Here is a 15,084-nt window from a genome sequence, read left to right as displayed (position 1 = left end):
AACTTTGCATCTTCACTTTTGAATTAATTATTCACACCAAAATGCAGGATTTAATCAGTACAATATTAGTAGCGGTTGATTTCACCGCGAAATCACACAATGCAGTCGAAATGGCTGTGCACATTGCTGCGCGTCATAAAGCAAAGATCATTTTATTTCACAATATCACAAGTCATTCGATCATTGACCGCACCGGAATACAGGTCACAGCTGCTGAAACCATCAGCGATAATTATCAAAAAACACAGATGGTGCTAAAGGAACTTCTGCTTTCTTTAAAAGCTCAATATCCTACACTGGAAATAAAATCTGTAATCACAAATGACCGTTTACTGAATGGGATGAACGAAGTGATTTACTCTGAAAAAGCAGATCTCGTTATCTGCGGGAGCTCCGGAAAGCAGAATTTCGTACAGCTGGTTTTAGGATCATTATCCTATCAGATATTAACCGATGCCAACTGTTCTGTTTTACTCGTGCCTGAAAACTGTAAAAAATACTCATTCGACAAAATCCTCGTTCCGGTTCGTGTTTTGGAAGATTTAGCAGATAAAATTGAACTTTCCATTGCCATTGCCAAAAGAAACAAAGGCATAATAAGTCTTTTGGGAATCAGTACCGATGAGGATGTGGTAAAAATCAAGGAAGCGTATCAACGTGCCAAAACTAATCTTGCCATAAAATCGCAGGACTATGATTCTCAGTTTTTACTGACGCGAAACAAGGCTACGCAGATTTCAAAATTTTCTGAAGACGACAGTACAGATATTATCATTCTTAATTACAAAGATGAAGACAGCTGGAAGTCATTTTTCTCGGAAAATTTTTTCAAACAGATTATTAATTACACGGATGTGCCTTTGCTGTTCCTTAAAAACAGAGAACTGAGCAAAAACTTTTCACAGGATCAGATTGGTTTTGATATTACAATGCCGCATCCGGGATAACAGAATTTTATGATAACAATACAAAAATATTCAGATGAAAACAGAACCAACGCCAACGAAAAAGAGGAGATCGTTCAGTTTCTTTTTGAGCATCTTGAAAAATACGGTGATCCGGAGAAAGATATTTCGGACGCTGTCAGCTATTCGCTAGGACTTGACAACAAACCCGGCGGACTTATCATCACAGCACGTGATGAAAATACAGATCAGCTGGCAGGCGCTGTCGTGGTAAATAAAACCGGAATGGGCGGCTACATCCCTGAAAACATCCTCGTTTACATCGCTACCGATAAAAATGTGCGGGGTCAGGGAATAGGAAAAAAACTTATGCAACAGGCTATTGAATCTTCACAGGGAGATATCGCACTCCATTGTGAACCGGAAAATCCGGCAATACATTTATACAGAAAACTGGGATTCTCCAGCAAATATCTTGAAATGCGGTTAAAAAAATAAAATGTCATATATCACTTTAAATACCAGTAAATTACATCACAACTATAATTATCTTAATCAGCTTTTCGAAGAACACCATATCGAATGGGCTGTAGTGGCAAAACTGCTCTGCGGAAATGAAAAGTTTCTGAAATGTCTTTTAAAAATCTGCGGCAGGGAAGTCTGCGATTCGCGTCTGACCAACCTTCGTCACATCAAAGAGATTTCAGCCAAAACACAGACGGTTTATATTAAACCACCCGCAAAAAGATTAGCCGAAAGCATCGTCAAATATGCAGATGTGAGTTTCAATACTGAACTTGAGACCATCAAAGCACTATCTGAAGAAGCCATCAATCAAAAAAAGATTCACAAAATTGTGATCATGGTGGAAATGGGAGAATTACGAGAAGGAATCATGGCCAAAAATCTTCCGCAGTTCTACGGCGAGGCCAAAAAAATCCCAAACATAGAAATTGTGGGAATTGGCACCAACCTCAACTGTCTCAACGGAATACTTCCGGATGAAAAAAAACTGATCAAACTCAACCGGTTTAAAGAAATTACCGAAGAAATCCATCAGACAAAAATTCCATTTATATCGGCAGGTTCATCGGTGACCATTCCGCTTATTTTTAAAGATAAAATTCCGGAAGGAATCAATCACTTCAGGGTAGGCGAAACTTTGTTCTTCGGAACAGATGTTTACAACGATTCTGTCATCAGCGGAATGTATCAGGATGTATTTAAACTGACTGCAGAAATTATTGAAATTGTTGAGAAACCAATGATTCCAGCAGGTGATGCAGGAACTAACCTGACCGGAGAAATCCCTCAGCACGATGAAAGGAAAAAAGGCAGGACTTCTTTTCGCGCCATTGTTGATGTTGGAATCCTTGATGTTGATATCAGACATATCGAGCCACTTTCTTCAGGAATTGAAATTATCGGGGCAAGTTCAGATATGATGATTCTGGATCTTGCGACCAACGACCGCGATTATCACGTGGGAGACACTATTGATTTCAGCATGAATTATATGGCCGTTCTGCGGGCGATGAATTCAGAATACATTGACAAGGTTGTTGAGCATAAAATCAATGCACGTCAATTTAAAATACTTGAAAACAGCAACTAAATTTCATCTAAATTTAAAAAGCAATACCGCAATTACAATTGTGGTATTTTTTATGCATCTGTTTTAAATAAAAAACTTAAAATTTTGAATCACAACATCCAGTCACTGACTTTAAGCAAACTCAAAGCCCATTCTGCCCTGCGTAATGAGTTTTTGATCCTGCCATTTGATGAGTTTGCTGAGAAAATGCATTCAGATTCTCATCTGAAGAATAAGTTTTACAGCTTTTTACTTTTCGAAAATGCCGAAGGTTCAATCATGATCGATCGTCAGGAATTTGATGTGAAATCCCGAAAGTTTTTTTTTATCAATTACAATCAGGTTTACCATTTTAAAAACATTCGATGCAGTCAAGGATTTGTTCTGATGTTTACAAGGTCGTTTTACAATTACGTTTACACCGGAAACAAAGTGATTAAAAGTGATAACGCCCTTAACGACGTTTCACCTTATATTGTCTTATCTGAAGAACATTTTGCAGATCTCAGCAGGACATTTGAAGAGCTTCAGACCGAATATTTAAAAAGTAAATTTTTAAGAAAAGAAATTATCTGTCTTTTGCTCAAAGTTTTTGTATTAAAATACATCCGCAGTTCAGACAAAAAAAACAGAGTTGAGCGGTCTGTTGATCACAAAAAACAAATTGTGGATGACTTCAGCAATTTGGTCAACCGTCATTTCAAAGAATTAAAAACCACTTCCCAATATGCCGCAAAACTGAATATCACAGCCAACTATCTCAATGTGCTGATCAAAGAAAATCTTGATATTCCGGCAGGTCAGTTCATTAAAAACAGAGTTATTCTGGAGGCTGAGAGACTGCTGCTGCACACTACCCTATCCGTTACAGAAATATCTTACGAATTGGGCTTCGGGGATAATTCTCATTTTGGAAAATACTTTAAATCTGCCACGAACTATGCTCCCGCAAAATACCGCTTAATGAAAACAGAATAGTCTTAATCTTAATAATTATTTTAAAAATAAAAAAAGGATTTATCTGATGACAAATCCTCTTGATTTTTTTCCGGCGTTACAACTGTCAGCTAAATCCTGCATCAGATTTAATCCCTACCTTCCGGAATTATGGCCGGTGACATATTAACTTTATGCAGATCCACCCAAAGCCTTAAAAAGAAGAATATTATTCTGCGTATTCTGATGTCTGAACTGCAGAAGATCGAGCTCAGCCTGAAGTTTACTTCTCTGCGAATTGATAAGCTCCAGATAATTTGCATATCCCGTGATGTACAGATCATTGGAAACTTCGATCCCCCGATCCAGAAACTGTACTTCTTCAGTTTTAAGCTCCAGGACTTTGTGGTAGATTTTGGTTTGTTTTAGAACCGACTGAAGTTCGTTAAAAGCTGACGTCACACTCTTCTGATAATTAAGGAAAGCAATTTCCTGCTGACTGTTAGCAATATTAAATTCATATTTAATTTTTCCTCTGTTCAGTACAGGAACCATCAGTCCGCCTAAAAGCTGACCGGCAAGGGACGCCGGTTTAAAAAGTGTTTCGGCAGAAAAAGAATTTAATCCAAATGTTGCGCTGAGATCAATTTTGGGATAAAATGCTGCTCTAGCCGCTCTCGCATCTGCATGCGAAGCCTCCAGGGTAAAGTAGTTTGATGCTACATCAGGTCTTGAATGAATCACTTGAGTCACATCAATTTCCTTATTGAGAATTTCAAAATTCGTAGGCAGCAGATCTGTACCGCGTTTTATTTCTCCGCCATATTCTCCGGTGAGCGTTGCAAGTGCCTGCTGCACGGTAATAATTTCCACTTTAATATGTTCGATTTCTGCAAGCCAGTTATTATTCTGAGCCTTAAACTGCTGTACCGCAAGTTCGGTCACTTTCCCCACTTCTCTCTGAGCCTTTATAATTTCAAAAGCCCTTTGCTGAAGTTTAAAATTTTCCTGATATATTTTGAGACGTTTATCCAAGGCAATCAACTGATAATAGAGGTTGGCAGTATCTGTAATTAAATCGATCTGCAATAACCTGAGACCCTCACCCGACGCCAGAAATTTCTTTTGTGCAGAAAGTTTTTTGTTTTTGAGTTTTCCCCATGCATCAATTTCCCATGTACTTCTACCGCCAATCCAGTAATTTGGTGTAATATCAGTGCTGATTCTCTGATCTTCTCCAATATTTGATGACAGGTTTGTATCAAAGTTGCCGACACCTTCCATGGTATATTTTCCGTAATGATCAGCAGAGATAAGTGCTCCTAACTCTAAAGTGGGCAACAGAGCAGTCTTTGATCTACGAAGCAGGCTGTTGGCCATGTCTACACGTTCTCTGGCAATCTGAAAATCAGGATTTGCCTGAGTGACTTTATTAAACAATGAATTTAGATCTGGATCTTTAAACCATTGCTCAAGAGTGATTCTACTGTATTTTCCTTTCAGATCTTTGCTGTTTACCTGAATTTCTTCAGGAAGTTTTTTGATTTGCTGTACATGCATCACTTTCGGAACATTACAGGAACTCAATAAGGCAACAACAGAAATCGAATATATAAATTTAAATTTTGGTTTTTTCATTCTTCTTTTTTTTATCAAGGGTTGCAAAAAAAATGTACAGTCCTGGAATAATGATCAATCCGAAAACAGTTCCGATCAACATTCCTCCGGCAGCAGCTGTCCCTATCGACCGGTTGCCGACCGCTCCAGCTCCAGAAGCAATACACAACGGAATAAGTCCTGCAATAAATGCAAAAGACGTCATTAAAATTGGTCTCAGACGTTGTTTGGCTCCTTCAATTGCAGCAGGAATAACATCCTGTCCTTCTTTACTGGCGCTCAGCGCAAATTCAACAATTAAAATGGCATTTTTAGCCAAAAGACCTATGAGCATTACCAAAGCAACCTGTGCATAGATATTATTATTGAGACCACAGATGTAAAGGGTGATATAAGAACCAAATATTCCCGTAGGCAAACTGAGAAGAACCGGCAGCGGAAGCAGGAAACTTTCATACTGGGCTGCGAGAAGGAGATACACAAAAACAAGACATACCAAAAAGATATAAACTGTTTGATTCCCAGACAGAATTTCTTCTCTTGTCATACCGGACCATTCGATATCAAAGCCTTTGGGAAGGGTTTCTCCTGCAATTCTTTCCACCGCAGCGATGGCATCTCCGGAACTGTAGCCATCTGCAGGCTCCCCGTTGATCATTGCAGAAAGATACATGTTGTATCTTGTGAGAACTTCGGGTCCGTACACTTTTTCGATTGTGATAAAGGTTGAAAATGGAACCATTTCACCTTTGTCATTTTTTAAGTATAAATTCAGGATACTTTCGGGATGGCTTCTGTGTTCCGGACCGGCCTGCACCATCACCTTATACATCTGACGAAAACGGATAAAGTTTGTAGCGTAGTATGATCCCAACATTGTCTGTAATGTAGACATCGCATTATCAACCGAAACTCCTTTTTTTGCCGCCATATCGTAATCAATATTGACCATATACTGCGGAAAAGTAGCATCAAAACCTGTAAAGCTGTTTTTGAGCTCAGGTGCATCATTTAATTTTTTAACAAAGTTTTTGGTGATCTGATCCATATTTTCTATTCCACCTCCGCTTCTGTCGAGAAGTCGCAGTTCATATCCACTGGCATTACCAAAACCCGGAACGGTGGGAGGAGCAAAAACCTCAACTTCCGCATCAGAAATAGTTTGTGTTTTTTCAGATAAATCTGCGATAAAATCCTGCACAGAAATATCCCTCTCCTTCCAGTCGGCGAGATTAATCATCGCCATACCGTAGGAAGCACCTGCAATTTCTGTAATCACATTGTAACCGGCCAGAGTTGTCACATTTTCCACGCCGTCCATGTCTTTAGCCATTACGGTAATTTCGTCCAGAACCTTTTCTGTTCTTTCAACAGTCGCTCCCTGTGGAGTTGTAACACTTACGTACGCCATTCCCTGATCTTCCATAGGAATAAAACCTCCCGGAAGAATTCTGGAACTTCCCCATGTGAATACTATGAATAGAAATAATAATCCGAAAGTAAAATATGTTCTGCGCGCAAATTTTGAAAGAACCGTCACATAACCATTCGTAATCCTGCTTAAAAGATTATTAAAAGAATTAAAAAAACGATCCGTTAAACCCTTTTTTGCATGATGAACATGTGGCTTTAACATAATGGCACATAAGGCCGGCGTGAGGGTCAGCGCATTAACTCCTGAAATAACAATGCTTATGGCAAGTGTTAATGAAAACTGTCTGTAAAACACTCCTACAGGACCATCTAAAAAGGCGACCGGTATAAAAACAGCAGACATCACAAGCGTAATGGCGATAATGGCTCCTGCTATTTCTTTGGTTGCCAGAACAGTTGCCTCCATTGGCTGATGGCCTTCATGCATTTTAACATGCACCGCCTCTACCACAACGATGGCATTATCTACCACGATACCGATAGCGAGAACCAGGGCAAAAAGGGTAAGGAGATTGACCGAAAAATCCATCATATCCATAAATGCAAATGTTCCGACTAAAGCAACCGGCACTGCCATTACCGGAATCAGTGTTGAACGCCAATCCTGCAGGAACAGGTAGACGACTATTGCCACGAGAATAAAAGCTTCCACCAACGTGTGAAGTACCGAACTGATCGAAGCATCCAGAAACCGCGAGACATCATACGCCATATTGTATTCCATACCCGGCGGAAAGGAAGTTCCTTTCAGTTCGGCCATTTTGTTTTTTACATTCTCTATCACTTCCGAAGCATTGGAACCTGGTCTCTGCTTCATCATTATTGATGCTGAAGGCCTACCGTCTGTTTTTGAGACCATTCCATAAGTCAGTGCACCAAATTCTACCCTAGCGATATCTTTCAGCTTCAAAATTGTACCGTCTTCCTCTGCTTTTATGGGAATCTCTTCGTACTGAGCAGGCTCATTAAATTTACCTCTGTACTTCATTACATACTGACGCTGGCTGGATGTTTTTCCTGAGGTTTCTCCCACCTTTCCCGGAGCAGCAGATATATTTTGTTTCTGCAGTGCTGAAGTGACCTCATCAGCAGAAATACTGTAAGCTGCCATCTTCTGAGGATCAAGCCACACCCGCATAGAATACTCTTTCTGACCCATGATTTCAGCACGCCCGACACCGTCAAGACGTTTTAACTCCTGAAGTATATTGATATCTGTAAAATTATAGATAAACTGTTCGTCCTGACTGGGATCACTGCTTGTAATATTCAGATACATCAGCATACTATTGACTTCTTTCTCCGTTGTAACTCCCGCTCTGATGACTTCCTCCGGCAGTTCGTCAAGAATAGTCGTTACCCTGTTCTGTACATTTACAGCTGCCAGATCAGGATCTGTTCCCACTTCAAAAAATACCTGAATCAAAGTCAACCCATCATTTGAAGTGACTGTCGACATATAAGTCATGCCGGGAACTCCGTTTATTGCACGTTCAAGAGGCAGTGCAACGGCATCTGCTGACACTTCTGCATTGGCACCGGTATATTTTGCCGTGACCGTTACAGATGGTGGCACAATATCTGGAAACTGAGTTACAGGCATACCCGTTAAAGCCAATATTCCCACTAAAACAAAGACAATGGAAATAACCAGCGAAAGAACCTTTCGCTTTATAAACATTTCTACCATGATCAAATTATTTAGAGGTTATAATTGATTTTTAACTTTAACTACATCACCGTTCTTAAGAGACTGTGATCCTTCAGCAATCAGTACATCTCCTTTTTTAAGTCCGCTGTCAACGATATAGGAATCAGAGAGCGTTGCTCCGACTTTGATGTTGGTCATTTTCACTTTATTTTCCTGATCCACCAGATAAACATAGGTTTTGTCCTGTATTGAGAAAGTAGATTTCTGAGGGATGATTACAGCATCTTCCATTGTGTCTGAAATGCTCAGTTTTCCGGATGTACCGTGTTTTATAAATCTGTCTGGATTAGGGAATAATACCTTATACTGTATAGAACCAGTTGCACGGTCTATCTCGCTTTCGGCAGGTTGCAGAGAGCCCTTAAATTGGTATACCATACCATTTGGAAGCGTCAGTTCGATCTTCTGATGGTTCTTTAACTTATTGTTCTTCAAAAGTTCAAAATACTTATTTTCAGGAATTGAAAAATAGGCATACACCTCTCCAAGTTGAGATAGCGTGGTAAGCAGAGTACCTTTCTCAACCAAACTTCCGTCTTTGTGAGGGATAACATCTATGACGCCGTCAAAAGGAGCGACAACGGTAGAAAAACCAATTTTCTGCAAAACGGTTTTTCTCTCCGCTTCTGCGAAGGCATTCCGTGCTTTGGCAGATGATAATTTCGCCTTTACGAGTTCCAGTTCGTTGGAGGCTACAAACTTTTTACTGTGAAGACTTTTGATCTGGCTTAATTCTACTTCAGCGATTTTCACATCAGCCCGAACCTGCTTCAGTGTGGCATTGGCTTTCAGCAAATCCATCTGCAGCTCTGCATCATTAATTTTAAATAAAGGCTGACCACGCTTTACAAACTGACCTTCATTCACATAAATTTTCTGTATAATGCCACCAATTCTCGCCCGCATTTCTACATTTCGCTTGGCCTGTATATCAGTTACAAATTCATTACTGATCAGTGTATCTTTCTCTGAGATTTGAAGTACAGGAACTTCTTTATTTTTTGCTGTTTTATTTTGTTTGCCTTCACCGCATGACAGTGCGCATAGCAGTGCAATACTGCACCATATGACATTCTTTGTATTCATTATTGAATATTTAATTACTAAAAAACCGAATTGAAATCTAAGTTGACCGGTAAATCAGAATTTTTGAAGAAGATGCAGATAGGCTTTGACCGCACAGAATTTGGGTTCTGCGTTTACTGAAAAGTATTTTGTGAGAGTGTTTTTGAAATCAAATGCTGCAAAAGCTTCAAAAGGTTCATTACAAACTGCAAAAACTTTAATGCTGCCTGAACCAACCTGTACAGCTTTGACATTCATGTACGAATGATCAAGAAAATTAATACCATTCTCCTCTGTATTCTGGTGAACGCGCGGAATATTATCCAACGATTCATCTGCCCATCTGGAATTGAAGAGCGCAGAAAGAATCGTGAGATAAATGATAATAAATACTCTGAATGTCAGCATAGATTCAAAAAAATTATGTTTACAAAAACATATGCTTACAAATATAAAAGGTTATTTTTCGGAATCGTTAAAAAAACCTGTTAAAAAACTGTAAATTTTACTAAAATGATAAAAATTTAAGATTACAGACATATTTATCCATATATATATATATTTCACACTGAAGATGGTTTAGTTTCTCAAATTTTTTCTCCAGATTTCACGGATAAATATTTTAATGTCACTAATCAAACTACAAAAGAAAAACCGCTACAGACTTTCGTCCACAGCGGTTAAATATGTTTTATTGATTATTATTAATCAATAATTATTTGACTTCTTCGAAAATAACCATTATTGAAAACCAATTAGTTATAATTTAAAGGTACAAATAAGGTACTGATTACTAGTGTAATTTGTGGATATATATTGAACATTGACCTTTCTATCATTTATTATCCTACATATTTCTATTTAAAACATTGATAAACAGTCTCAGAAATGTAGTTAGCTCACCTAAATTTTATAATTCAGTTTTCAATTCTAAATTTAGACCGATAATTTTTCTGCCAAAGAGAAATCACATTGTATAATGTAATATTTACTGTTTCTTTATTTTGTTTATTCATCGATCCTTATCTTTATTTAAGAATTTTTATTTGTATTATAAGGGTCGGTCTTATTTAATTCTTTGATCCAACTTTCAATAATTTTTTTAATATTTTCTGAGAGTTTTTCAATATTATTATCTAATATAAAATCAAAAATATATGAATCACTATTGTTAGGATCAAGTATTCCCTCAGAAAAAACCTTTTCTTCTTTCAATATAATTAAAGGTAGCCCAGCCTGATAAGCCATTCCTCCTTCAATATGAATCCAAGGGCTTGTTGTAAATTTATGTAGAGTTTCCTTTTTGCTAACCGACTGTTCATTATCGTAACCAATGTAACTATGATGACGTTCTAATCCAATAATTATAGCACCATGACAGCTTTCAATTAATTCTTTAATAGGTTTTAAGGGTTTTCTAAAATCATAGTTACTCGTACCTAAGTTAACCGGCTTTAATCCTTCCGCGGCTAAAAGTTCTTTAAGTAGAATAAGGAAACTATCCTGCTGATCATTGGAAGGAGTTGGATGAGATATAAATACATTAATCATTACAGTTTAAATATTTAGAGTTTTTTTCTACTGGATTAATATGGTAAACCTTCTTGTCAAATGATAATGCAGCTTTGACAATATCACCAGTACCTCCTAAACCTTTTGCTGGTTTCCCATCCCATACCGCAATAATTGTCGTAGAATATTCCAATATTTTTTGACCTGCAGCATAAAATGCCTCTTCACTAGGCTTCTCAAAATTAAGAGTTAAAACATTTTTTGATAAGCCTAATAATGAGGTAAACTTTAAAATATCTTCTTTTTTTTTAAATGTAGATAAATAATTTTCACAGGGAATGATTACATCATAATCAATTTTATTATTAACTAACTCTTCACAAAATAACTGATCTGCTCCTATTGCTAAACAAGAAATTCCTTTATCTACAGAATTTTTTAATACAAAGTTTCTAATTTCTTTAATAATCCAATTTTCATCAAAATTTTCCAGTTTTTGATGACCTGTAATTCCTAGTATCATATTAATCCATTTTTAACTAATAACCAATAATATTTTCCGTGTGCTGTTAAACCACATTTTTTTGATTGCATTACGGCATCGTACATATGATTTTCTCCTATAGGTAACAACAATCTGGCGTCTCTAAATTTTTGTAAGTGTTCTAATACTTTAACTTTCTCTATAACATGATTATCAAACGTAGGCTCAAATTCAGGATCTAAGGGAAATAAAAAATCATCAGTGTGAAAATATTCAGTTATTTTTTGAAGAATATCTAACTCTAAAGCTGGCTTACAATCTCTCAAAGAAACTAATGACTCTACATGAGATTTGAACAATGGACGAATATGAAAAAAACCTAGAGCTTGATCAAGATAAGAAAATACTCCTGGAATCGAAACTTTACCTAAAATATCTGCTGCACCACCTTGTAATGATTGTATAAGAAGTGATGTAAATAGACTACCAGAAGAGGTATTATAAGAATTTTGTTTAGCATTTGTTGCTGTAATTATTGATACACCTTTACTTAGCAAAGCCATGTCATTTTTGACAAGTGGGAGATTTCCCATATGACCACTGTTACAACAATCTAATATTATAATTTTATCTCTCGCATTTGATTCATTTGCAATTTGTAAAATCTCGTAAACTGAAATTCCTTCATTGTACTTCTCTGCATCTTGTGTTACAATATATCCCCCAAGATTATTTTCAGTTCCATGACCTGAAAAGTAAAAAAGTGCAACCTCACTATTTGTAGAAAAAAGTGTCTCAATTCGCTTTCTCAATGACTTCTGAGTTATTAGTTCTTGATCAGATATCATCAAATCTATATCAAAATTTCTCTTATTGAAATCATCTCTATGTAAAACTTTAGCTAAGTCTTGAGCGTCTTTAACACAACCAGGCAATTCTCCAAAACTATACTCGTTAACACCTACAATAAGTGCTCCTCTCATATTTAGCGATTTTTTCCTTCACCTAACATTTGTGTAATTGCTGAAGCAATTCCATCCCAAGTCCATGGAATAACTCTATTTCTAGGTAATCCAATTGGTAAAGTTGATGAAGAGCTTGCGCCATCTACATAGACACCAAAAAAAGGAACATTATTTTTAAGCGCCATCTGGATTTCCTTATTTACTCCCGTGGCAGTACTCATACTTCTGCCTACCAAAACAATCATCAGATTACACTTTTTCATTTTACCTTCTATTATGTCCTGCCAACTATATTGCGCCAATGCAGTTTTTGAAGACCAATCCTCAATATTAAATGGAGTGCGGGAATTTTTTGATTGTCCAATAAAATACATCTTTTGCATTTCATTATTATCAAAATCGAAACTTATAAAAGCTCTTGGATTTGCCATATATTATGTTAGTTTTATATTTATGATTTGTGTTGTTGTTTCTTTTTCTTCTACCTTACGAAGCCATCCTTTACTTATTTTTACAAGTCCTTTTACAGAGTAGCTTAAAGTTTTTACTTCTTTGGGAACTGCAATAGTTTGAATAAGAAGTTGATCACCTAGTAAAGGGTTTTCATCAGGTTTTAATACCCAACTACATTTATTAGAAGCAATTCCTGAAGATTGTACTACAGGCAATTTGATACTATAATTAATCTTTCCAACAAACTTTGTATTTGTTGAAAGCTCTAAATTCAATTCACCACCTAATGTCAAGCTAGTTCCTGATAAAGAATTTTTTAGTTCGTCAGGAACTTCTGCCGAAAAATTTCCTGCTGCCATGATTGTTCCTGATAGTCCGGTTTCTATTTTAAATCGATCAATAAATTTAGTTTTAGGAAATAAATCTATCGTTTGTGCTTCCATTGAACTAGTAATTTCAGCATTATACTGTAATTCTACAACTTTAGCACTTCCTTTTGTTCTCATTATCCCAACCGCATGAGTAATTAAATATATATTATGCGTTTGAAACTGAACTTCCAACTCTGGAGGCAATTTCTTTTTTGCCAAATCAAATAGCTGTTGTAGATTATAAACAATGGGTCTGTTACCTATTCTAGTTTTTAGTCCTAACAATTCGGGTTCTTCTTCTGCAGTAGTTTTATCAGGATCGAAAATACCTTTTTCTTTAGCAATATCTCCATCAAAAAACAATTCTTCTTCGTAAAAATCCATCATAATCTAAGATAATTTATTTTCTTTAACTAATCTCCAATATTGATATCCTAAAGCAGTAAGCCTGCAAGACTTGCTATTTATGGCTGCATAGTACATGTATTCTTCATCTACAGGGACAACCAAACCTACTGATTGAAATTTTTGAAGATCTTTAAAGATATGAACATTTTCTGTAACTGCAGATTCTTCTGTAAATTCAAAACTCGGATCCAAATTAAATTCATCTTCAGCTTGAATAAAATATGTTGTAATCATTCGCAATGTTTCTTTGGATACTCTGGGAGTTATTTGTCTTAAAGAGGTAAATTGCGAAACATTCGTCTTGAAAATAGGTCGCTGATCCCAAGCTCCCAATGCTTCATCAACATAAGCGTAAAGATGTCCAGGTGTAACATTTCCTCTTAAATCTGCAGCACCACCTTGTAAACCATCCAAAAGTAAAGACGTAAAGACACTTGAGCCATTGATAGATATTGCAGTTTCCTTATCACTACAGGCAGTTAAAACTGTTAGCCCATCACCTAAGTAAGCTGCCGAAGAGTCTCCTATTTCTATATTACCAAATTTTCCAGAATAACAGCAATCAAGAATAATAATTTTGTAAATCGCTTCAGATTTATTAGCAAGTGTCAGAATATCATTCATTGAAATTCCTTCATCATATTTCTCAAAATCCGACGTTACAATATACCCTCCCGTAGACTTTACTAATCCATGTCCTGAAAAATATAATAGAGCTATATCAGATTTGCCTTCAAATAGTTTTTCAATATTGCTTCTTAATATTTTTTTATTGATAGCTTCTGGCTTGTCTATTAATAGTTTTACATGAAAATTTGGAGATCCATCCCCATTTTTTTCTAGAATATTTTCCATACTAATAGCATCCTTTACACAGCTATTTAGTGGTGCATTTGGATAATCATCTATTCCTACTATTAAAGCTTTTCTCATAAATATAATTTCTATAATTCTGCGATGTTAACATCTCTTTCAAATAGATTTTCATTTTTAAGCCATTCTTCAAATACGATATATTTCGTATTACTATCGGCAACCCATAATTTATTAATTCCAAAATTATCGGGAATTTTTTTTATAAAAGGATACAAAAGCAAGTATTCTCTCCTAGTGAAAGTATATCTACTATCACCACTTTTTGCAACCGGAATTAAAGCGCATAATTGTGTATGTCCATCAACATAGCCTAATTCCCATGGTATCCATTTGGACAAATCAGAATTTTGAGAAATTGCTAACAATAATGTTTTGCTAGACCTTAAACGTTTCTGAATTAATTTTGCAGATTCCTTTGTTACATTTGTCCGATCCAAGTCAGAATCAACAATCCAATCTACATATACGGAAAAACCCAAGTTTGTGAGTTCATAATATAATCCATAAACAGCTTCCTTATCTAAAAAACTGTGAGAAAGAAATATATCGAAAGAAGTTTTCTTTTTACTTTCACTAAACATTTTATCGCTCTCAAAAAGAGGTTGATTTCTACTCAAATTTCTGAGGTAGGCTTCATCATATAATGGCATAAATTTCAGTTTTTATTTTAATTTTTCTCGACTAAGATAGTCTTAATAAAAAAATCTAAGTTACGGTTATCCGTAATTGGTATTTTTGTGTGGGAATTTATTA

At 36.3% G+C, this 15,084-nt stretch carries 15 protein-coding genes; 4 read left to right on the top strand and 11 right to left on the bottom strand.

The window, feature by feature from the left end; all coding sequences use genetic code 11:
- Positions 1–41: 41 nt before the first annotated feature.
- The 4 genes from NG809_RS15820 to NG809_RS15805 all read left to right on the top strand — a co-directional run bounded on the left by NG809_RS15820 (position 42) and on the right by NG809_RS15805 (position 3,477).
- A complete protein-coding gene (locus NG809_RS15820; protein ID WP_262152237.1) occupies positions 42–947 on the top strand; it encodes a universal stress protein in 906 nt (301 codons plus the stop codon).
- A gap of 9 nt (positions 948–956) precedes the next feature.
- Positions 957–1,403 (top strand): GNAT family N-acetyltransferase, encoded by a 447-nt coding sequence (locus tag NG809_RS15815; RefSeq protein ID WP_262152236.1) that lies wholly within the window; start codon positions 957–959, stop codon positions 1,401–1,403.
- 1 nt (position 1,404) lies between these two features.
- Positions 1,405–2,520 (top strand): alanine/ornithine racemase family PLP-dependent enzyme, encoded by a 1,116-nt coding sequence (locus tag NG809_RS15810; protein ID WP_262152235.1) that lies wholly within the window; start codon positions 1,405–1,407, stop codon positions 2,518–2,520.
- An 84-nt stretch (positions 2,521–2,604) separates the two neighbouring features.
- Positions 2,605–3,477 (top strand): helix-turn-helix domain-containing protein, encoded by an 873-nt coding sequence (locus NG809_RS15805; RefSeq protein WP_262152234.1) that lies wholly within the window; start codon positions 2,605–2,607, stop codon positions 3,475–3,477.
- 150 nt (positions 3,478–3,627) lie between these two features.
- On the opposite strand, the gene NG809_RS15800 is transcribed toward NG809_RS15805, so the two are convergent.
- The 11 genes from NG809_RS15800 to NG809_RS15750 form a co-directional block, all read right to left on the bottom strand.
- Complete coding sequence (locus NG809_RS15800) at positions 3,628–5,073, bottom strand: TolC family protein (protein ID WP_262152233.1); 1,446 nt, start codon at positions 5,071–5,073, stop codon at positions 3,628–3,630.
- Positions 5,054–8,176, bottom strand: a complete 3,123-nt coding sequence (locus NG809_RS15795) for an efflux RND transporter permease subunit (RefSeq protein WP_262152232.1) — start codon at positions 8,174–8,176, stop codon at positions 5,054–5,056. The genes NG809_RS15800 and NG809_RS15795 overlap by 20 nt, the downstream gene beginning before the upstream one ends.
- A gap of 18 nt (positions 8,177–8,194) precedes the next feature.
- Entirely contained in the window at positions 8,195–9,283 is a 1,089-nt protein-coding gene (locus NG809_RS15790) for an efflux RND transporter periplasmic adaptor subunit (protein WP_262152231.1), read from the bottom strand.
- Between the two features lie 54 nt (positions 9,284–9,337).
- Positions 9,338–9,670, bottom strand: coding sequence for a hypothetical protein (locus tag NG809_RS15785; protein ID WP_262152230.1), 333 nt, complete (start codon positions 9,668–9,670; stop codon positions 9,338–9,340).
- Positions 9,671–10,294: 624 nt separating this feature from the next.
- A complete protein-coding gene (locus NG809_RS15780; protein ID WP_262152229.1) occupies positions 10,295–10,813 on the bottom strand; it encodes a hypothetical protein in 519 nt (172 codons plus the stop codon).
- Positions 10,806–11,297, bottom strand: coding sequence for a hypothetical protein (locus NG809_RS15775; protein ID WP_262152228.1), 492 nt, complete (start codon positions 11,295–11,297; stop codon positions 10,806–10,808). The genes NG809_RS15780 and NG809_RS15775 overlap by 8 nt, the downstream gene beginning before the upstream one ends.
- A complete protein-coding gene (locus NG809_RS15770; RefSeq protein ID WP_262152227.1) occupies positions 11,294–12,241 on the bottom strand; it encodes a caspase family protein in 948 nt (315 codons plus the stop codon). Before NG809_RS15770 ends, NG809_RS15775 begins: the two co-directional genes overlap by 4 nt.
- 2 nt (positions 12,242–12,243) lie before the next feature.
- Complete coding sequence (locus NG809_RS15765; RefSeq protein WP_262152226.1) at positions 12,244–12,654, bottom strand: TIR domain-containing protein; 411 nt, start codon at positions 12,652–12,654, stop codon at positions 12,244–12,246.
- A 3-nt stretch (positions 12,655–12,657) separates the two neighbouring features.
- Positions 12,658–13,431, bottom strand: coding sequence for a hypothetical protein (locus NG809_RS15760; RefSeq protein ID WP_262152225.1), 774 nt, complete (start codon positions 13,429–13,431; stop codon positions 12,658–12,660).
- A 6-nt stretch (positions 13,432–13,437) separates the two neighbouring features.
- Positions 13,438–14,388 (bottom strand): caspase family protein, encoded by a 951-nt coding sequence (locus NG809_RS15755; protein WP_262152224.1) that lies wholly within the window; start codon positions 14,386–14,388, stop codon positions 13,438–13,440.
- 11 nt (positions 14,389–14,399) lie between these two features.
- On the bottom strand, positions 14,400–14,981 hold the full coding sequence (locus tag NG809_RS15750; RefSeq protein ID WP_262152223.1) for a toll/interleukin-1 receptor domain-containing protein: 582 nt from the start codon (positions 14,979–14,981) through the stop codon (positions 14,400–14,402).
- Positions 14,982–15,084 lie beyond the last annotated feature (103 nt).

The sequence above is a fragment of the Chryseobacterium foetidum genome (genome assembly GCF_025457425.1).
GTDB classification, from domain to species: Bacteria; Bacteroidota; Bacteroidia; order Flavobacteriales; family Weeksellaceae; genus Chryseobacterium; species Chryseobacterium foetidum.
The sequence above is the reverse complement of the archived record's forward strand: the minus strand, read 5'-3'. Positions and strand labels throughout refer to the sequence as shown.